This is a genomic window from Klebsiella sp. GL120222-02, from assembly GCF_003097195.1.
Lineage (GTDB): Bacteria > Pseudomonadota > Gammaproteobacteria > Enterobacterales > Enterobacteriaceae > Klebsiella > Klebsiella variicola.
The window spans coordinates 1-14,030 of the sequence record NZ_QEQO01000016.1; the positions used below are offsets into that span (position 1 = coordinate 1).

Consider the following 14,030-nt stretch of genomic DNA (forward strand, 5'->3'; position numbering starts at 1 on the left):
GCTGCCATCACTACCGTTCTGGCTAAAACCTACGGTGGTTCTGCTCGTGCATTCGACCAGATCGATAACGCACCGGAAGAAAAAGCTCGTGGTATCACCATCAACACCTCTCACGTTGAATATGACACCCCGACTCGCCACTACGCGCACGTAGACTGCCCGGGCCACGCCGACTATGTTAAAAACATGATCACCGGTGCTGCGCAGATGGACGGCGCGATCCTGGTTGTTGCTGCGACTGACGGCCCGATGCCGCAGACTCGTGAGCACATCCTGCTGGGTCGTCAGGTAGGCGTTCCGTACATCATCGTGTTCCTGAACAAATGCGACATGGTTGATGACGAAGAGCTGCTGGAACTGGTTGAGATGGAAGTTCGTGAACTGCTGTCTCAGTACGATTTCCCGGGCGACGACACCCCGATCGTTCGTGGTTCTGCTCTGAAAGCGCTGGAAGGCGACGCAGAGTGGGAAGCGAAAATCATCGAACTGGCTGGCCACCTGGATACCTATATCCCGGAACCAGAGCGTGCGATTGACAAGCCGTTCCTGCTGCCGATCGAAGACGTATTCTCCATCTCCGGTCGTGGTACCGTTGTTACCGGTCGTGTAGAGCGCGGTATCATCAAAGTCGGTGAAGAAGTTGAAATCGTTGGTATCAAAGACACCGCGAAAACCACCTGTACTGGCGTTGAAATGTTCCGCAAACTGCTGGACGAAGGCCGTGCTGGTGAGAACGTTGGTGTTCTGCTGCGTGGTATCAAACGTGAAGAAATCGAACGTGGTCAGGTACTGGCTAAGCCGGGCAGCATCAAGCCGCACACCAAGTTCGAATCTGAAGTGTACATCCTGTCCAAAGACGAAGGCGGCCGTCATACTCCGTTCTTCAAAGGCTACCGTCCGCAGTTCTACTTCCGTACTACTGACGTGACTGGCACCATCGAACTGCCGGAAGGCGTAGAGATGGTTATGCCGGGCGACAACATCAAAATGGTTGTTACCCTGATCCACCCGATCGCGATGGACGACGGTCTGCGTTTCGCAATCCGTGAAGGCGGCCGTACCGTTGGCGCGGGCGTTGTAGCTAAAGTTCTGGGCTAATTCGTTAGCTTCGAATAAAAAGGGCGCTTCGGCGCCCTTTTTGCTGCGCGCAGTTCCGCGAAATAACGTGTACAACACACCATTCATAACGTGCGCTGCGGCGGATAATGCGCAAATGGTCTATTGTAATCATAACTATTCTCATTTAATATTTGTGCATAAATTGAACGGGAGTTTATATGTACGTTTGTTTGTGCAATGGCGTTAGCGATAAAAAAATTCGCCAGGTTGTTCGCCAGTTTCAACCGCAATCTTTTCAGCAATTACGTAAGTTTGTTCCCGTTGGAAATCAATGCGGTAAGTGTGTTCGAGCTGCACGTGAAGTGATGGAAGATGAATTAACCACCATGCCGGAATTCAAAGAAATCGCCTGAAGTCCGCGCTTCTCTTTTGACATCCCTATAGGCCGGACTACGCTTCAATAAGTGGAAGCGGAGGGACTATATAATGAAAGGTGATGTCAAAATCATAAGTTATCTCAATAAATTATTGGGAAATGAGCTGGTCGCAATCAATCAGTACTTTCTCCATGCGAGAATGTTCAAAAACTGGGGTCTGATGCGCCTCAACGATATTGAGTACCACGAATCAATTGATGAAATGAAGCACGCCGATAAGTACATCGAGCGTATTCTTTTCCTCGAAGGCATTCCTAATCTGCAGGATCTCGGCAAACTTGGCATCGGTGAAGATGTGGAAGAGATGCTGCAGTCAGATTTACGCCTGGAGCTGGAAGGCGCGCAAAACCTGCGTGAAGCGATCGCCTATGCCGACAGCGTACATGACTATGTCAGCCGCGATATGATGATTGAGATCCTGGCGGATGAAGAAGGCCATATCGACTGGCTGGAAACCGAACTCGATCTCATTGGCAAAATTGGCCTGCAAAATTACCTGCAGTCGCAGATCAAAGTGTCAGATTAGCCAGCGTTTGCCACCCGCACCAGAAACCTGCTGCCGCCAGAAATGGCCCAAATGGCAGCGGGTTATTCTTTTCCCATTTTCTGTTGCCGCCGCACCTGGCGGACAGTCCCAATATCACCCACGTCATGCCAGCGAGCAATGACGCTACCAGCACCAGCTGCGGCAGCATTCGCCAGCCATGCCAGGCCCCAAGGGCGGCGAGATATTTTATATCGCCATAGCCTAATCCTTCATGCCCACGGACCCTGCGGTATAGCCAATAAAGGGCGGCAAACGAGAGATAGCCGGCTAGTGCTCCCCAGACAGCCTCGTTGAGCTGATGCGGCGCCAGACAGAGATAAAAAAGCAAGCCGCTCCATAGCAGGGGACAGGTGAAACGGTCTGGCAGCAAGCCGTAACGCAGGTCCTGCTGACATAATGCTAGCGTCAATCCGCTATAGCACAGTAAGAAGGGGAGGGCGGCGAGCATAGGTTACCCCGTGATGAGCAATGAACATGGCCTCACTATGCTTATCGGCTCGGCGCAGGGCAAAATGCAATTTTCGAGAGTGGATGGCGCTTTGCGGATTTATTGGCAGCGTTACGGCGCTTGCACAGCGCACTATCGCGAAGACGCGCAAATCCCGGTGATGATTTTCTAAACAGCGCTTGCGTCGTGCCAGAATTTGCGTATAATGCGCGGGCCTGTCAAAGTTGACAGCCGGTTCGATATGAACCCTGATAGTGCTTTTTGCTATCAAACAATGTCCCCAATCGGGGGACTATGTAAGAACGGTTACACTCTCCCATCAATCGTAATGGGTATGAGGAGTAATCATTTCGTCTATAAAATAATTGGAGCTCTGGTCTCATGCAGAACCAAAGAATCCGTATCCGCCTTAAAGCGTTTGATCATCGTCTGATCGATCAATCAACCGCGGAAATCGTCGAGACTGCTAAGCGCACTGGTGCGCAAGTCCGTGGTCCGATCCCGCTGCCGACCCGCAAAGAGCGCTTTACCGTTCTGATCTCCCCGCACGTCAACAAAGACGCGCGTGATCAGTACGAGATTCGCACTCACAAGCGTCTGGTTGACATCGTTGAGCCAACTGAAAAAACCGTTGATGCTCTGATGCGTCTGGATCTGGCTGCCGGTGTAGACGTGCAGATCAGCCTGGGTTAATCAGGTCATCGAGCGATTGAGAGGTTGAAACAATGATTGGTTTAGTCGGTAAAAAAGTGGGCATGACCCGCATCTTCACTGAAGATGGCGTATCTATCCCAGTAACCGTAATCGAAGTTGAAGCAAACCGCGTTACTCAGGTTAAAGACCTGGCTAACGATGGCTACCGCGCAATCCAGGTTACCACCGGTGCTAAAAAAGCTAACCGTGTAACCAAGCCGGAAGCGGGTCACTTCGCTAAAGCTGGCGTTGAAGCTGGCCGTGGTCTGTGGGAATTCCGTCTTGCTGACGGCGAAGAATTCACCGTAGGTCAGAACATTAGCGTTGAACTGTTTGCTGACGTTAAAAAAGTTGACGTAACCGGTACCTCTAAAGGTAAAGGTTTTGCTGGTACCGTTAAGCGCTGGAACTTCCGTACCCAGGACGCTACTCACGGTAACTCCTTGTCTCACCGCGTTCCGGGTTCTATCGGTCAGAACCAGACTCCGGGCAAAGTGTTCAAAGGCAAGAAAATGGCAGGTCAGCTGGGTAATGAGCGTGTAACCGTTCAGAGCCTGGACGTAGTACGTGTTGACGCTGAGCGCAACCTGCTGCTGGTTAAAGGTGCTGTCCCGGGTGCTACCGGTAGCGACCTGATCGTTAAACCAGCTGTGAAGGCGTGAGGAGATAGCAATGGAATTAGTATTGAAAGACGCGCAGAGCGCGCTGACTGTTTCCGAAACTACCTTCGGTCGTGATTTCAACGAAGCGCTGGTTCACCAGGTTGTTGTTGCTTATGCAGCTGGTGCGCGTCAGGGCACTCGTGCTCAGAAGACTCGTGCTGAAATCACTGGCTCCGGTAAAAAACCGTGGCGCCAGAAAGGTACCGGCCGTGCGCGTTCTGGTTCTATCAAGAGCCCGATCTGGCGTTCCGGTGGCGTGACCTTCGCTGCTCGTCCGCAGGACCACAGTCAAAAAGTTAACAAGAAGATGTACCGCGGCGCGCTGAAAAGCATTCTGTCCGAACTGGTACGTCAGGATCGTCTGATCGTTGTCGAGAAGTTCTCTGTTGAAGCGCCGAAAACTAAGCTGCTGGCACAGAAACTGAAAGACATGGCTCTGGAAGATGTGCTGATCATCACCGGTGAGCTGGACGAGAACCTGTTCCTGGCCGCACGTAACCTGCACAAGGTTGACGTACGTGATGCGAACGGTATCGACCCGGTTAGCCTGATCGCCTTCGACAAAGTCGTAATGACTGCTGATGCTGTTAAGCAAGTTGAGGAGATGCTGGCATGATTCGTGAAGAACGTCTGCTGAAGGTGCTGCGCGCACCGCACGTTTCTGAAAAAGCGTCTACTGCGATGGAAAAAACAAACACCATCGTTCTCAAAGTTGCTAAAGACGCGACCAAAGCAGAAATCAAAGCTGCTGTGCAGAAACTGTTTGAAGTCGAAGTCGAAGTCGTTAACACCCTGGTTGTTAAAGGGAAAGTTAAACGTCACGGACAGCGTATCGGTCGTCGTAGCGACTGGAAAAAAGCTTACGTCACCCTGAAGGAAGGCCAGAATCTGGACTTCGTTGGCGGCGCTGAGTAAGTCGGAGGAGTAATACAATGGCAGTTGTTAAATGTAAACCGACATCTCCGGGTCGTCGCCACGTCGTTAAAGTGGTTAACCCAGAGCTGCACAAGGGCAAACCTTTTGCTCCGTTGCTGGAAAAAAACAGCAAATCCGGTGGTCGTAACAACAATGGCCGTATCACCACCCGTCATATCGGTGGTGGCCACAAGCAGGCTTACCGTATTGTTGACTTCAAACGCAACAAAGATGGTATCCCGGCAGTTGTTGAACGTCTTGAGTACGATCCGAACCGCTCCGCGAACATCGCGCTGGTTCTGTACAAAGACGGCGAGCGCCGTTACATCCTGGCCCCGAAAGGCCTGAAAGCTGGTGACCAGATTCAGTCTGGCGTTGATGCTGCAATCAAAGCAGGCAACACCCTGCCGATGCGCAATATCCCGGTTGGTTCTACCGTTCATAACGTAGAAATGAAACCAGGTAAAGGCGGTCAGCTGGCACGTTCCGCTGGTACTTACGTTCAGATCGTTGCTCGTGATGGTGCTTATGTCACCCTGCGTCTGCGTTCTGGTGAAATGCGTAAAGTCGAAGCAGACTGCCGCGCTACTCTGGGCGAAGTTGGCAATGCTGAGCATATGCTGCGCGTTCTGGGTAAAGCAGGTGCTGCACGCTGGCGTGGTGTTCGTCCTACCGTTCGCGGTACTGCGATGAACCCAGTAGACCACCCACATGGTGGTGGTGAAGGTCGTAACTTTGGTAAGCACCCGGTATCCCCGTGGGGCCTGCAGACCAAAGGTAAGAAGACCCGCAGCAACAAGCGTACTGATAAATTCATCGTACGTCGCCGTAGCAAATAATTTTAGAGGATAAGCCATGCCACGTTCTCTCAAGAAAGGTCCTTTTATTGACCTGCACTTGCTGAAGAAGGTAGAGAAAGCGGTGGAAAGCGGAGACAAGAAGCCCCTGCGCACTTGGTCCCGTCGTTCAACGATCTTTCCTAACATGATCGGTTTGACCATCGCTGTCCATAATGGTCGTCAGCACGTTCCAGTCTTTGTTTCCGACGAAATGGTTGGTCACAAACTGGGTGAATTCGCACCGACTCGTACTTATCGCGGCCACGCTGCTGATAAAAAAGCGAAGAAGAAATAAGGTAGGAGGAAGAGATGGAAACTTTAGCTCAACATCGCCATGCTCGTTCTTCTGCTCAGAAGGTTCGCCTCGTAGCTGACCTGATTCGCGGTAAGAAAGTGTCGCAGGCCCTGGATATTCTGACCTACACCAACAAAAAAGCTGCTGTACTGGTCAAGAAGGTACTGGAATCTGCCATTGCTAACGCTGAACACAACGATGGCGCTGACATTGATGATCTGAAAGTTGCGAAAATTTTCGTAGACGAAGGCCCGAGCATGAAGCGCATTATGCCGCGTGCTAAAGGTCGTGCAGATCGCATCCTGAAGCGCACCAGCCACATCACTGTGGTTGTGTCCGATCGCTGAGACTCTGGAGACTAGCAATGGGTCAGAAAGTACATCCTAATGGTATTCGCCTGGGTATTGTCAAACCATGGAACTCTACCTGGTTCGCGAACACCAAAGAATTCGCTGACAACCTGGACAGCGATTTTAAAGTACGTCAGTTCCTGACAAAAGAACTGGCTAAAGCGTCTGTATCTCGCATCGTTATCGAGCGTCCGGCTAAGAGCATCCGTGTGACCATTCACACTGCTCGCCCGGGTATCGTTATCGGTAAGAAAGGCGAAGACGTAGAAAAACTGCGCAAGGTCGTAGCGGATATCGCTGGCGTACCTGCACAGATCAATATTGCCGAAGTTCGTAAGCCTGAACTGGACGCTAAATTGGTTGCTGACAGCATCACTTCTCAGCTGGAACGTCGCGTTATGTTCCGTCGTGCGATGAAGCGTGCTGTACAGAACGCAATGCGTCTGGGCGCTAAAGGTATCAAAGTTGAAGTTAGCGGCCGTCTGGGCGGCGCGGAAATCGCACGTACCGAATGGTACCGTGAAGGTCGCGTACCGCTGCACACTCTGCGTGCTGACATCGACTACAACACCTCTGAAGCGCACACCACTTACGGTGTAATCGGCGTTAAGGTATGGATCTTCAAAGGTGAGATCCTGGGTGGTATGGCTGCTGTTGAACAACCGGAACCGGCTGCTCAACCTAAAAAGCAGCAGCGTAAAGGCCGTAAATAAGGAGCGTCGCTGATGTTACAACCAAAGCGTACAAAATTCCGTAAAGTGCACAAAGGCCGCAACCGTGGTCTGGCGCAGGGTACGGATGTTAGCTTCGGCACTTTCGGTCTGAAAGCTGTTGGCCGTGGTCGTCTGACTGCCCGTCAGATCGAAGCAGCACGTCGTGCTATGACCCGTGCAGTTAAGCGTCAAGGTAAGATCTGGATCCGTGTATTCCCGGACAAACCGATCACCGAGAAGCCGCTGGAAGTTCGTATGGGTAAAGGTAAAGGTAACGTGGAGTACTGGGTTGCCTTGATTCAGCCGGGTAAAGTCCTGTATGAAATGGACGGTGTACCGGAAGAGCTGGCCCGTGAAGCATTCGGCCTGGCAGCAGCGAAACTGCCGATCAAAACCACCTTTGTAACTAAGACGGTGATGTAATGAAAGCAAAAGAGCTGCGTGAAAAAAGCGTTGAAGAGCTGAACGCTGAGCTGCTGAACCTGCTGCGTGAGCAGTTCAACCTGCGTATGCAGGCTGCAAGTGGCCAGCTGCAACAGACTCATCTGCTGAAGCAAGTGCGTCGTGATGTTGCACGCGTTAAGACTTTACTGACTCAGAAGGCGGGTGCGTAATGACCGATAAAATCCGTACTCTGCAAGGTCGCGTAGTTAGCGACAAAATGGAGAAATCCATTGTTGTTGCTATCGAACGTATGGTGAAACACCCGGTATACGGCAAATTCATCAAACGTACGACCAAACTGCACGTACATGACGAGAACAACGAATGCGGTATCGGTGACGTGGTTGAAATCCGCGAATGCCGTCCGCTGTCCAAGACTAAGTCCTGGACGCTGGTTCGCGTTGTAGAGAAAGCGGTTCTGTAATAGAGTACGCATTCTCGATACGGATAAACGGCTCAGCGATGAGCCGTTTATTTTTTCTACCCATATCTGGTTTGTGGTGTTATAATGCCGCGCCCTCGATATGGGGCTTTTTAACGACCCTAATTTTCGGGTCTCAGTAGTAGTTGACATTAGCGGAGCACTAAAATGATCCAAGAACAGACTATGCTGAACGTCGCCGACAACTCCGGTGCACGTCGCGTAATGTGTATCAAGGTTCTGGGTGGCTCGCACCGTCGCTACGCAGGCGTAGGCGACATCATCAAGATCACCATCAAGGAAGCAATTCCGCGTGGTAAGGTCAAAAAAGGTGATGTGCTGAAGGCGGTAGTGGTGCGCACCAAGAAGGGTGTTCGTCGCCCGGACGGTTCTGTCATTCGCTTCGATGGTAATGCATGCGTTATTCTGAACAATAACAGCGAGCAGCCTATCGGTACGCGTATTTTTGGGCCGGTAACTCGTGAACTTCGTACCGAGAAGTTCATGAAAATTATCTCTCTGGCACCAGAAGTACTCTAAGGAGCGAATCATGGCAGCTAAAATCCGTCGTGATGACGAAGTTATCGTGTTAACCGGTAAAGATAAAGGTAAACGCGGTAAAGTAAAAAATGTCCTGTCTTCCGGCAAGGTCATTGTTGAAGGTATCAACCTGGTTAAGAAACATCAGAAGCCGGTTCCGGCCCTGAACCAACCAGGCGGCATTGTAGAGAAAGAAGCAGCTATTCAGATCTCTAACCTTGCTATCTTCAACGCGGCAACCGGCAAGGCTGACCGTGTAGGCTTTAGATTCGAAGACGGCAAAAAAGTCCGTTTCTTCAAATCTAATAGCGAAACTATCAAGTAATTTGGAGTAGTACGATGGCGAAACTGCATGATTACTACAAAGACGAAGTAGTCGCTAAACTCATGACTGAGTTTAACTACAATTCTGTCATGCAAGTCCCTCGGGTCGAGAAGATCACCCTGAACATGGGTGTTGGTGAAGCGATCGCTGACAAGAAACTGCTGGATAACGCAGCAGCTGACCTGACAGCAATCTCCGGTCAAAAACCGCTGATCACCAAAGCACGCAAATCAGTTGCAGGCTTCAAAATCCGTCAGGGCTATCCGATCGGCTGTAAAGTAACTCTGCGCGGCGAGCGCATGTGGGAGTTCTTTGAGCGCCTGATCACTATTGCTGTACCGCGTATCCGTGACTTCCGTGGCTTGTCCGCTAAGTCTTTCGACGGCCGTGGTAACTACAGCATGGGTGTCCGTGAGCAGATCATCTTCCCAGAAATCGACTACGATAAAGTCGACCGCGTTCGTGGTTTGGATATTACCATTACCACTACTGCGAAATCTGATGAAGAAGGCCGCGCTCTGCTGGCTGCCTTTGACTTCCCGTTCCGCAAGTAAGGTAGGGTTACTTAATGGCTAAGCAATCAATGAAAGCACGCGAAGTAAAGCGCGTGGCTTTAGCTGATAAATTCTTCGCTAAACGCGCTGAACTGAAAGCTATCATCTCTGATGTGAACGCAACCGACGAAGATCGTTGGAACGCTGTTCTCAAGCTGCAGACTCTGCCGCGTGATTCCAGCCCGTCTCGTCAGCGTAATCGCTGCCGTCAAACAGGTCGTCCGCATGGTTTCCTGCGGAAGTTCGGGTTGAGCCGTATTAAGGTCCGTGAAGCCGCTATGCGCGGTGAAATCCCGGGTCTGAAAAAGGCTAGCTGGTAATTGTCACCAATTGAATCACGGGAGTAAAGACAGATGAGCATGCAAGATCCGATCGCGGATATGCTGACCCGTATCCGTAACGGTCAGGCCGCGAATAAAGCTGCGGTCACCATGCCTTCCTCCAAGCTGAAAGTGGCAATTGCCAACGTGCTGAAGGAAGAAGGCTTTATTGAAGATTTTAAAGTTGAAGGCGACATCAAGCCGGAACTGGAACTGACTCTTAAGTATTTCCAGGGTAAAGCTGTTGTAGAAAGCATTCAGCGTGTCAGCCGCCCAGGTCTGCGCATCTACAAACGTAAAGATGAGCTGCCGAAAGTTATGGCGGGTCTGGGTATCGCAGTTGTTTCTACCTCTAAAGGTGTTATGACTGATCGTGCAGCGCGCCAGGCTGGTCTTGGTGGCGAAATTATCTGCTACGTAGCCTAATCGGAGGAAAAAATGTCTCGTGTTGCTAAAGCACCGGTCGTTGTTCCTGCCGGCGTTGATGTTAAAGTCAACGGTCAGGTTATTACGATCAAAGGTAAAAATGGCGAGCTGACTCGTACTCTCAACGATGCTGTTGAAGTTAAACATGCAGATAATGCTCTGACCTTCGGTCCGCGTGATGGTTACGTAGACGGATGGGCTCAGGCTGGTACCGCGCGTGCCCTGCTGAACTCAATGGTTATCGGTGTTACCGAAGGCTTCACTAAAAAGCTTCAGCTGGTTGGTGTAGGCTATCGTGCAGCGGTTAAAGGGGATGTAGTAAACCTGGCTTTAGGTTTCTCTCATCCTGTTGAACATAAGCTGCCGGCCGGTATCACTGCAGAATGTCCGACTCAAACTGAAATCGTGCTGAAAGGCGCTGATAAGCAGGTGATCGGCCAGGTTGCAGCAGATCTGCGCGCCTACCGTCGTCCTGAGCCTTATAAAGGCAAGGGTGTTCGTTACGCCGACGAAGTCGTGCGTACCAAAGAGGCTAAGAAGAAGTAAGGTAACACTATGGATAAGAAATCTGCTCGTATCCGTCGTGCGACCCGCGCACGCCGCAAGCTCCAGGAGCTGGGTGCAACTCGCCTGGTGGTACATCGTACCCCGCGTCATATTTACGCACAGGTAATTGCTCCGAATGGTTCTGAAGTTCTGGTAGCTGCTTCTACTGTAGAAAAAGCTATCTCTGAACAACTGAAGTACACCGGTAACAAAGACGCGGCTGCAGCTGTGGGTAAAGCTGTTGCTGAACGCGCTCTGGAAAAAGGCATCAAAGATGTTTCCTTTGACCGTTCCGGGTTCCAATATCATGGTCGTGTCCAGGCACTGGCAGATGCTGCCCGTGAAGCTGGCCTTCAGTTCTAAGGTAGAGGTGTAAGATGGCTCACATCGAAAAACAAGCTGGCGAACTGCAGGAAAAGCTGATCGCGGTAAACCGCGTATCTAAAACCGTTAAAGGTGGTCGTATTTTCTCCTTCACAGCTCTGACTGTAGTTGGTGATGGTAACGGTCGCGTTGGTTTTGGTTACGGTAAAGCGCGTGAAGTTCCAGCAGCGATCCAGAAAGCGATGGAAAAAGCCCGTCGCAACATGATTAACGTCGCGCTGAACAACGGCACCCTGCAACACCCGGTTAAAGGTGTTCACACGGGTTCTCGTGTATTCATGCAGCCAGCTTCCGAAGGTACCGGTATCATCGCCGGTGGTGCAATGCGCGCCGTTCTGGAAGTTGCTGGGGTTCATAACGTTCTGGCTAAAGCATACGGTTCCACCAACCCGATCAACGTGGTTCGTGCAACTATTGATGGCCTGGAAAATATGAATTCTCCAGAAATGGTCGCTGCCAAGCGTGGTAAATCCGTTGAAGAAATTCTGGGGAAATAAACCATGGCAAAGACTATTAAAATTACTCAAACCCGCAGTGCAATCGGTCGTCTGCCGAAACACAAGGCAACACTGCTTGGCCTGGGTCTGCGTCGTATTGGTCACACCGTAGAGCGCGAGGATACTCCTGCTGTTCGTGGTATGGTCAACGCGGTTTCCTTCATGGTTAAAGTTGAGGAGTAAGAGATGCGTTTAAATACTCTGTCTCCGGCCGAAGGCTCCAAAAAGGCGGGTAAACGCCTGGGTCGTGGTATCGGTTCTGGCCTCGGTAAAACCGGTGGTCGTGGTCACAAAGGTCAGAAGTCTCGTTCTGGCGGTGGCGTACGTCGCGGTTTCGAGGGTGGTCAGATGCCTCTGTACCGTCGTCTGCCGAAATTCGGCTTCACTTCTCGTAAAGCGATGATCACCGCAGAGATCCGTCTCTCCGATCTGGCTCACGTGGAAGGCGATGTAGTAGACCTGAACGCGCTGAAAGCGGCAAACATTATCGGTGTCCAGATCGAGTTCGCGAAAGTGATCCTGTCTGGTGAGGTAACTCGTCCGGTAACTGTTCGTGGCCTGCGTGTGACTAAAGGTGCTCGTGCTGCTATCGAAGCTGCTGGCGGTAAAATTGAGGAATAAGTAGCAGATGGCTAAACAACCGGGATTAGATTTTCAAAGTGCCAAAGGTGGCCTTGGCGAACTGAAACGCAGACTTCTGTTTGTGGTCGGTGCGCTGATAGTGTTCCGTATTGGCTCTTTTATTCCGATCCCTGGTATTGATGCCGCTGTACTTGCCAAACTGCTTGAGCAACAGCGAGGCACCATCATTGAAATGTTCAACATGTTCTCTGGTGGTGCTCTCAGCCGTGCTTCTATCTTTGCACTGGGGATTATGCCGTATATCTCGGCATCTATCATCGTGCAGCTGCTGACGGTGGTTTACCAACCGCTGGCAGAGCTGAAGAAAGAAGGGGAGTCTGGTCGTCGTAAGATCAGCCAGTACACCCGCTACGGTACTCTGGTGCTGGCGATATTCCAGTCGATCGGTATTGCTACCGGTCTGCCGAATATGCCTGGTATGCAGGGCCTGGTGATTAATCCAGGCTTTGCGTTCTATTTCACCGCTGTTGTAAGTCTGGTCACAGGGACTATGTTCCTGATGTGGCTCGGCGAACAGATCACTGAACGCGGTATCGGTAACGGTATCTCGATCCTGATCTTCGCCGGGATCGTTGCGGGACTCCCGCCGGCCATCGCCCATACTATCGAGCAAGCGCGTCAAGGCGACCTGCACTTCCTCCTGTTGCTGTTGGTTGCAGTATTAGTATTTGCAGTGACCTTCTTTGTTGTATTCGTTGAACGTGGTCAACGCCGCATTGTGGTAAACTACGCGAAACGGCAGCAGGGTCGTCGTGTCTATGCTGCACAGAGCACACATTTACCGCTGAAAGTGAATATGGCGGGGGTAATCCCGGCAATCTTCGCTTCCAGTATTATACTGTTCCCGGCAACCATCACGTCATGGTTCGGGGGTGGTACTGGTTGGAACTGGCTGACAACAATTTCGCTGTATTTGCAGCCTGGGCAACCGCTTTATGTGTTACTCTATGCGTCTGCAATCATCTTCTTCTGTTTCTTCTACACGGCGTTGGTTTTCAACCCGCGTGAAACAGCAGATAACCTGAAGAAGTCCGGTGCATTTGTACCAGGAATTCGTCCGGGAGAGCAAACGGCGAAGTATATCGATAAAGTGATGACTCGCCTGACTCTGGTTGGTGCGTTGTATATTACTTTTATCTGCCTGATCCCGGAGTTCATGCGTGACGCGATGAAAGTGCCGTTCTACTTCGGTGGGACATCGCTGCTTATCGTTGTTGTCGTGATTATGGACTTTATGGCTCAAGTGCAAACTCTGATGATGTCCAGTCAGTATGAGTCTGCATTGAAGAAGGCGAACCTGAAAGGCTACGGCCGTTAAAACTGGTCGCCCGAGAAGTTACGGAGAGTAAAAATGAAAGTTCGTGCTTCCGTCAAGAAATTATGCCGTAACTGCAAAATCGTTAAGCGTGATGGCGTCATCCGTGTGATTTGCAGTGCCGAGCCGAAGCATAAACAGCGCCAAGGCTGATTTATTCGCATATTTTTCTTGCAAAGTTGGATTGAGCTGGCTAGATTAGCCAGCCAATCTTTTGTATGTCTGTACGTTTCCATTTGAGTATCCTGAAAACGGGCTTTTCAGCATGGTACGTACATATTAAATAGTAGGAGTGCATAGTGGCCCGTATAGCAGGCATTAACATTCCTGATCACAAACATACCGTAATCGCTTTAACCGCTATTTTCGGTATCGGCAAAACCCGTTCTAAAGCTATCTGCGCTGAAACGGGCATCGCTGAAAATGTTAAGATCAGTGAGCTGTCTGAAGAACAAATTGATATTCTGCGTGAAGCAGTAGGTAAATTTGTCGTTGAAGGTGATCTGCGCCGTGAAATCACCCTGAGCATCAAGCGTCTGATGGACCTTGGTTGCTACCGTGGTTTACGCCATCGTCGTGGTCTTCCGGTTCGCGGTCAGCGTACCAAGACCAACGCACGTACCCGTAAGGGTCCGCGTAAACCGATCAAGAAATAATC

The 14,030-nt window shown here is 50.9% G+C and carries 29 protein-coding genes; 28 read left to right on the top strand and 1 reads right to left on the bottom strand.

Going from position 1 to position 14,030, the window contains the following annotated elements; translation table 11 throughout:
* From tuf to bfr, 3 genes are all read left to right on the top strand, one after another.
* Positions 1 to 1,098 (top strand): elongation factor Tu (gene tuf, locus N438_RS27040; RefSeq protein ID WP_049010133.1); only part of this gene is annotated, 1,098 nt, incomplete at its 5' end.
* 179 nt (positions 1,099 to 1,277) lie between these two features.
* Positions 1,278 to 1,472, top strand: a complete 195-nt coding sequence (gene bfd, locus N438_RS27045) for a bacterioferritin-associated ferredoxin (protein WP_004152415.1) — start codon at positions 1,278 to 1,280, stop codon at positions 1,470 to 1,472.
* A gap of 73 nt (positions 1,473 to 1,545) precedes the next feature.
* Complete coding sequence (bfr, locus tag N438_RS27050; protein WP_004206792.1) at positions 1,546 to 2,022, top strand: bacterioferritin; 477 nt, start codon at positions 1,546 to 1,548, stop codon at positions 2,020 to 2,022.
* Here the strand turns inward: bfr and N438_RS27055 are convergent.
* The gene (locus N438_RS27055) at positions 2,006 to 2,491 is read right to left on the bottom strand and encodes an A24 family peptidase (RefSeq protein WP_008807047.1); all 486 of its coding nucleotides are present in this window, start codon (positions 2,489 to 2,491) and stop codon (positions 2,006 to 2,008) included. The two genes, bfr and N438_RS27055, sit on opposite strands and share 17 nt — an antisense overlap.
* Before the next feature lie 13 nt (positions 2,492 to 2,504).
* Between N438_RS27055 and N438_RS28475 the strand changes: the two genes are divergently transcribed.
* The 25 genes from N438_RS28475 (at position 2,505) to rpsM (ending at position 14,028) form a co-directional block, all read left to right on the top strand.
* Positions 2,505 to 2,663 carry a hypothetical protein gene (locus N438_RS28475; protein ID WP_153242722.1) on the top strand — a complete coding sequence of 53 codons (159 nt, stop codon included), beginning with the start codon at positions 2,505 to 2,507 and terminating at the stop codon, positions 2,661 to 2,663.
* 209 nt (positions 2,664 to 2,872) lie between these two features.
* Positions 2,873 to 3,184, top strand: coding sequence for a 30S ribosomal protein S10 (gene rpsJ / locus N438_RS27060; RefSeq protein WP_001181005.1), 312 nt, complete (start codon positions 2,873 to 2,875; stop codon positions 3,182 to 3,184).
* 32 nt (positions 3,185 to 3,216) lie between these two features.
* A complete protein-coding gene (rplC, locus tag N438_RS27065) occupies positions 3,217 to 3,846 on the top strand; it encodes a 50S ribosomal protein L3 (RefSeq protein WP_002919796.1) in 630 nt (209 codons plus the stop codon).
* Positions 3,847 to 3,856: 10 nt separating this feature from the next.
* The gene (gene rplD / locus N438_RS27070; protein WP_002919794.1) at positions 3,857 to 4,462 is read left to right on the top strand and encodes a 50S ribosomal protein L4; all 606 of its coding nucleotides are present in this window, start codon (positions 3,857 to 3,859) and stop codon (positions 4,460 to 4,462) included.
* Positions 4,459 to 4,761, top strand: a complete 303-nt coding sequence (gene rplW / locus N438_RS27075; RefSeq protein ID WP_000617546.1) for a 50S ribosomal protein L23 — start codon at positions 4,459 to 4,461, stop codon at positions 4,759 to 4,761. Before rplD ends, rplW begins: the two co-directional genes overlap by 4 nt.
* A gap of 17 nt (positions 4,762 to 4,778) precedes the next feature.
* A complete protein-coding gene (rplB, locus tag N438_RS27080) occupies positions 4,779 to 5,600 on the top strand; it encodes a 50S ribosomal protein L2 (protein WP_002919786.1) in 822 nt (273 codons plus the stop codon).
* A 16-nt stretch (positions 5,601 to 5,616) separates the two neighbouring features.
* Positions 5,617 to 5,895, top strand: a complete 279-nt coding sequence (gene rpsS, locus N438_RS27085) for a 30S ribosomal protein S19 (protein ID WP_001138115.1) — start codon at positions 5,617 to 5,619, stop codon at positions 5,893 to 5,895.
* Positions 5,896 to 5,909: 14 nt separating this feature from the next.
* Positions 5,910 to 6,242 (top strand): 50S ribosomal protein L22, encoded by a 333-nt coding sequence (gene rplV / locus N438_RS27090; RefSeq protein ID WP_002919773.1) that lies wholly within the window; start codon positions 5,910 to 5,912, stop codon positions 6,240 to 6,242.
* Between the two features lie 17 nt (positions 6,243 to 6,259).
* The gene (gene rpsC, locus N438_RS27095) at positions 6,260 to 6,958 is read left to right on the top strand and encodes a 30S ribosomal protein S3 (protein ID WP_002919766.1); all 699 of its coding nucleotides are present in this window, start codon (positions 6,260 to 6,262) and stop codon (positions 6,956 to 6,958) included.
* Between the two features lie 12 nt (positions 6,959 to 6,970).
* On the top strand, positions 6,971 to 7,381 hold the full coding sequence (gene rplP, locus N438_RS27100) for a 50S ribosomal protein L16 (RefSeq protein WP_002919759.1): 411 nt from the start codon (positions 6,971 to 6,973) through the stop codon (positions 7,379 to 7,381).
* Complete coding sequence (gene rpmC, locus N438_RS27105) at positions 7,381 to 7,572, top strand: 50S ribosomal protein L29 (protein ID WP_002919754.1); 192 nt, start codon at positions 7,381 to 7,383, stop codon at positions 7,570 to 7,572. The genes rplP and rpmC overlap by 1 nt, the downstream gene beginning before the upstream one ends.
* The gene (rpsQ, locus tag N438_RS27110; RefSeq protein ID WP_004106347.1) at positions 7,572 to 7,826 is read left to right on the top strand and encodes a 30S ribosomal protein S17; all 255 of its coding nucleotides are present in this window, start codon (positions 7,572 to 7,574) and stop codon (positions 7,824 to 7,826) included. Before rpmC ends, rpsQ begins: the two co-directional genes overlap by 1 nt.
* Before the next feature lie 165 nt (positions 7,827 to 7,991).
* Positions 7,992 to 8,363, top strand: a complete 372-nt coding sequence (gene rplN / locus N438_RS27115; RefSeq protein ID WP_002919748.1) for a 50S ribosomal protein L14 — start codon at positions 7,992 to 7,994, stop codon at positions 8,361 to 8,363.
* Positions 8,364 to 8,373: 10 nt separating this feature from the next.
* Entirely contained in the window at positions 8,374 to 8,688 is a 315-nt protein-coding gene (gene rplX / locus N438_RS27120) for a 50S ribosomal protein L24 (protein ID WP_003031122.1), read from the top strand.
* Positions 8,689 to 8,702: 14 nt separating this feature from the next.
* Positions 8,703 to 9,242, top strand: coding sequence for a 50S ribosomal protein L5 (rplE, locus tag N438_RS27125; protein WP_003031123.1), 540 nt, complete (start codon positions 8,703 to 8,705; stop codon positions 9,240 to 9,242).
* 14 nt (positions 9,243 to 9,256) lie between these two features.
* The gene (gene rpsN, locus N438_RS27130) at positions 9,257 to 9,562 is read left to right on the top strand and encodes a 30S ribosomal protein S14 (RefSeq protein WP_002919667.1); all 306 of its coding nucleotides are present in this window, start codon (positions 9,257 to 9,259) and stop codon (positions 9,560 to 9,562) included.
* A 33-nt stretch (positions 9,563 to 9,595) separates the two neighbouring features.
* On the top strand, positions 9,596 to 9,988 hold the full coding sequence (gene rpsH / locus N438_RS27135) for a 30S ribosomal protein S8 (RefSeq protein ID WP_008807048.1): 393 nt from the start codon (positions 9,596 to 9,598) through the stop codon (positions 9,986 to 9,988).
* 12 nt (positions 9,989 to 10,000) lie between these two features.
* The gene (rplF, locus tag N438_RS27140; protein WP_008807049.1) at positions 10,001 to 10,534 is read left to right on the top strand and encodes a 50S ribosomal protein L6; all 534 of its coding nucleotides are present in this window, start codon (positions 10,001 to 10,003) and stop codon (positions 10,532 to 10,534) included.
* 9 nt (positions 10,535 to 10,543) lie between these two features.
* A complete protein-coding gene (gene rplR / locus N438_RS27145; protein ID WP_006817270.1) occupies positions 10,544 to 10,897 on the top strand; it encodes a 50S ribosomal protein L18 in 354 nt (117 codons plus the stop codon).
* 14 nt (positions 10,898 to 10,911) lie between these two features.
* On the top strand, positions 10,912 to 11,415 hold the full coding sequence (gene rpsE / locus N438_RS27150) for a 30S ribosomal protein S5 (protein WP_000940121.1): 504 nt from the start codon (positions 10,912 to 10,914) through the stop codon (positions 11,413 to 11,415).
* A 3-nt stretch (positions 11,416 to 11,418) separates the two neighbouring features.
* Positions 11,419 to 11,598, top strand: coding sequence for a 50S ribosomal protein L30 (rpmD, locus tag N438_RS27155; RefSeq protein ID WP_001140434.1), 180 nt, complete (start codon positions 11,419 to 11,421; stop codon positions 11,596 to 11,598).
* 3 nt (positions 11,599 to 11,601) lie between these two features.
* The gene (gene rplO / locus N438_RS27160) at positions 11,602 to 12,036 is read left to right on the top strand and encodes a 50S ribosomal protein L15 (RefSeq protein ID WP_002919516.1); all 435 of its coding nucleotides are present in this window, start codon (positions 11,602 to 11,604) and stop codon (positions 12,034 to 12,036) included.
* Between the two features lie 7 nt (positions 12,037 to 12,043).
* The gene (gene secY, locus N438_RS27165; RefSeq protein ID WP_008807050.1) at positions 12,044 to 13,375 is read left to right on the top strand and encodes a preprotein translocase subunit SecY; all 1,332 of its coding nucleotides are present in this window, start codon (positions 12,044 to 12,046) and stop codon (positions 13,373 to 13,375) included.
* Positions 13,376 to 13,408: 33 nt separating this feature from the next.
* Positions 13,409 to 13,525, top strand: a complete 117-nt coding sequence (gene rpmJ / locus N438_RS27170; RefSeq protein WP_000868187.1) for a 50S ribosomal protein L36 — start codon at positions 13,409 to 13,411, stop codon at positions 13,523 to 13,525.
* A gap of 146 nt (positions 13,526 to 13,671) precedes the next feature.
* Positions 13,672 to 14,028 (top strand): 30S ribosomal protein S13, encoded by a 357-nt coding sequence (gene rpsM / locus N438_RS27175; protein WP_002919259.1) that lies wholly within the window; start codon positions 13,672 to 13,674, stop codon positions 14,026 to 14,028.
* Positions 14,029 to 14,030 lie beyond the last annotated feature (2 nt).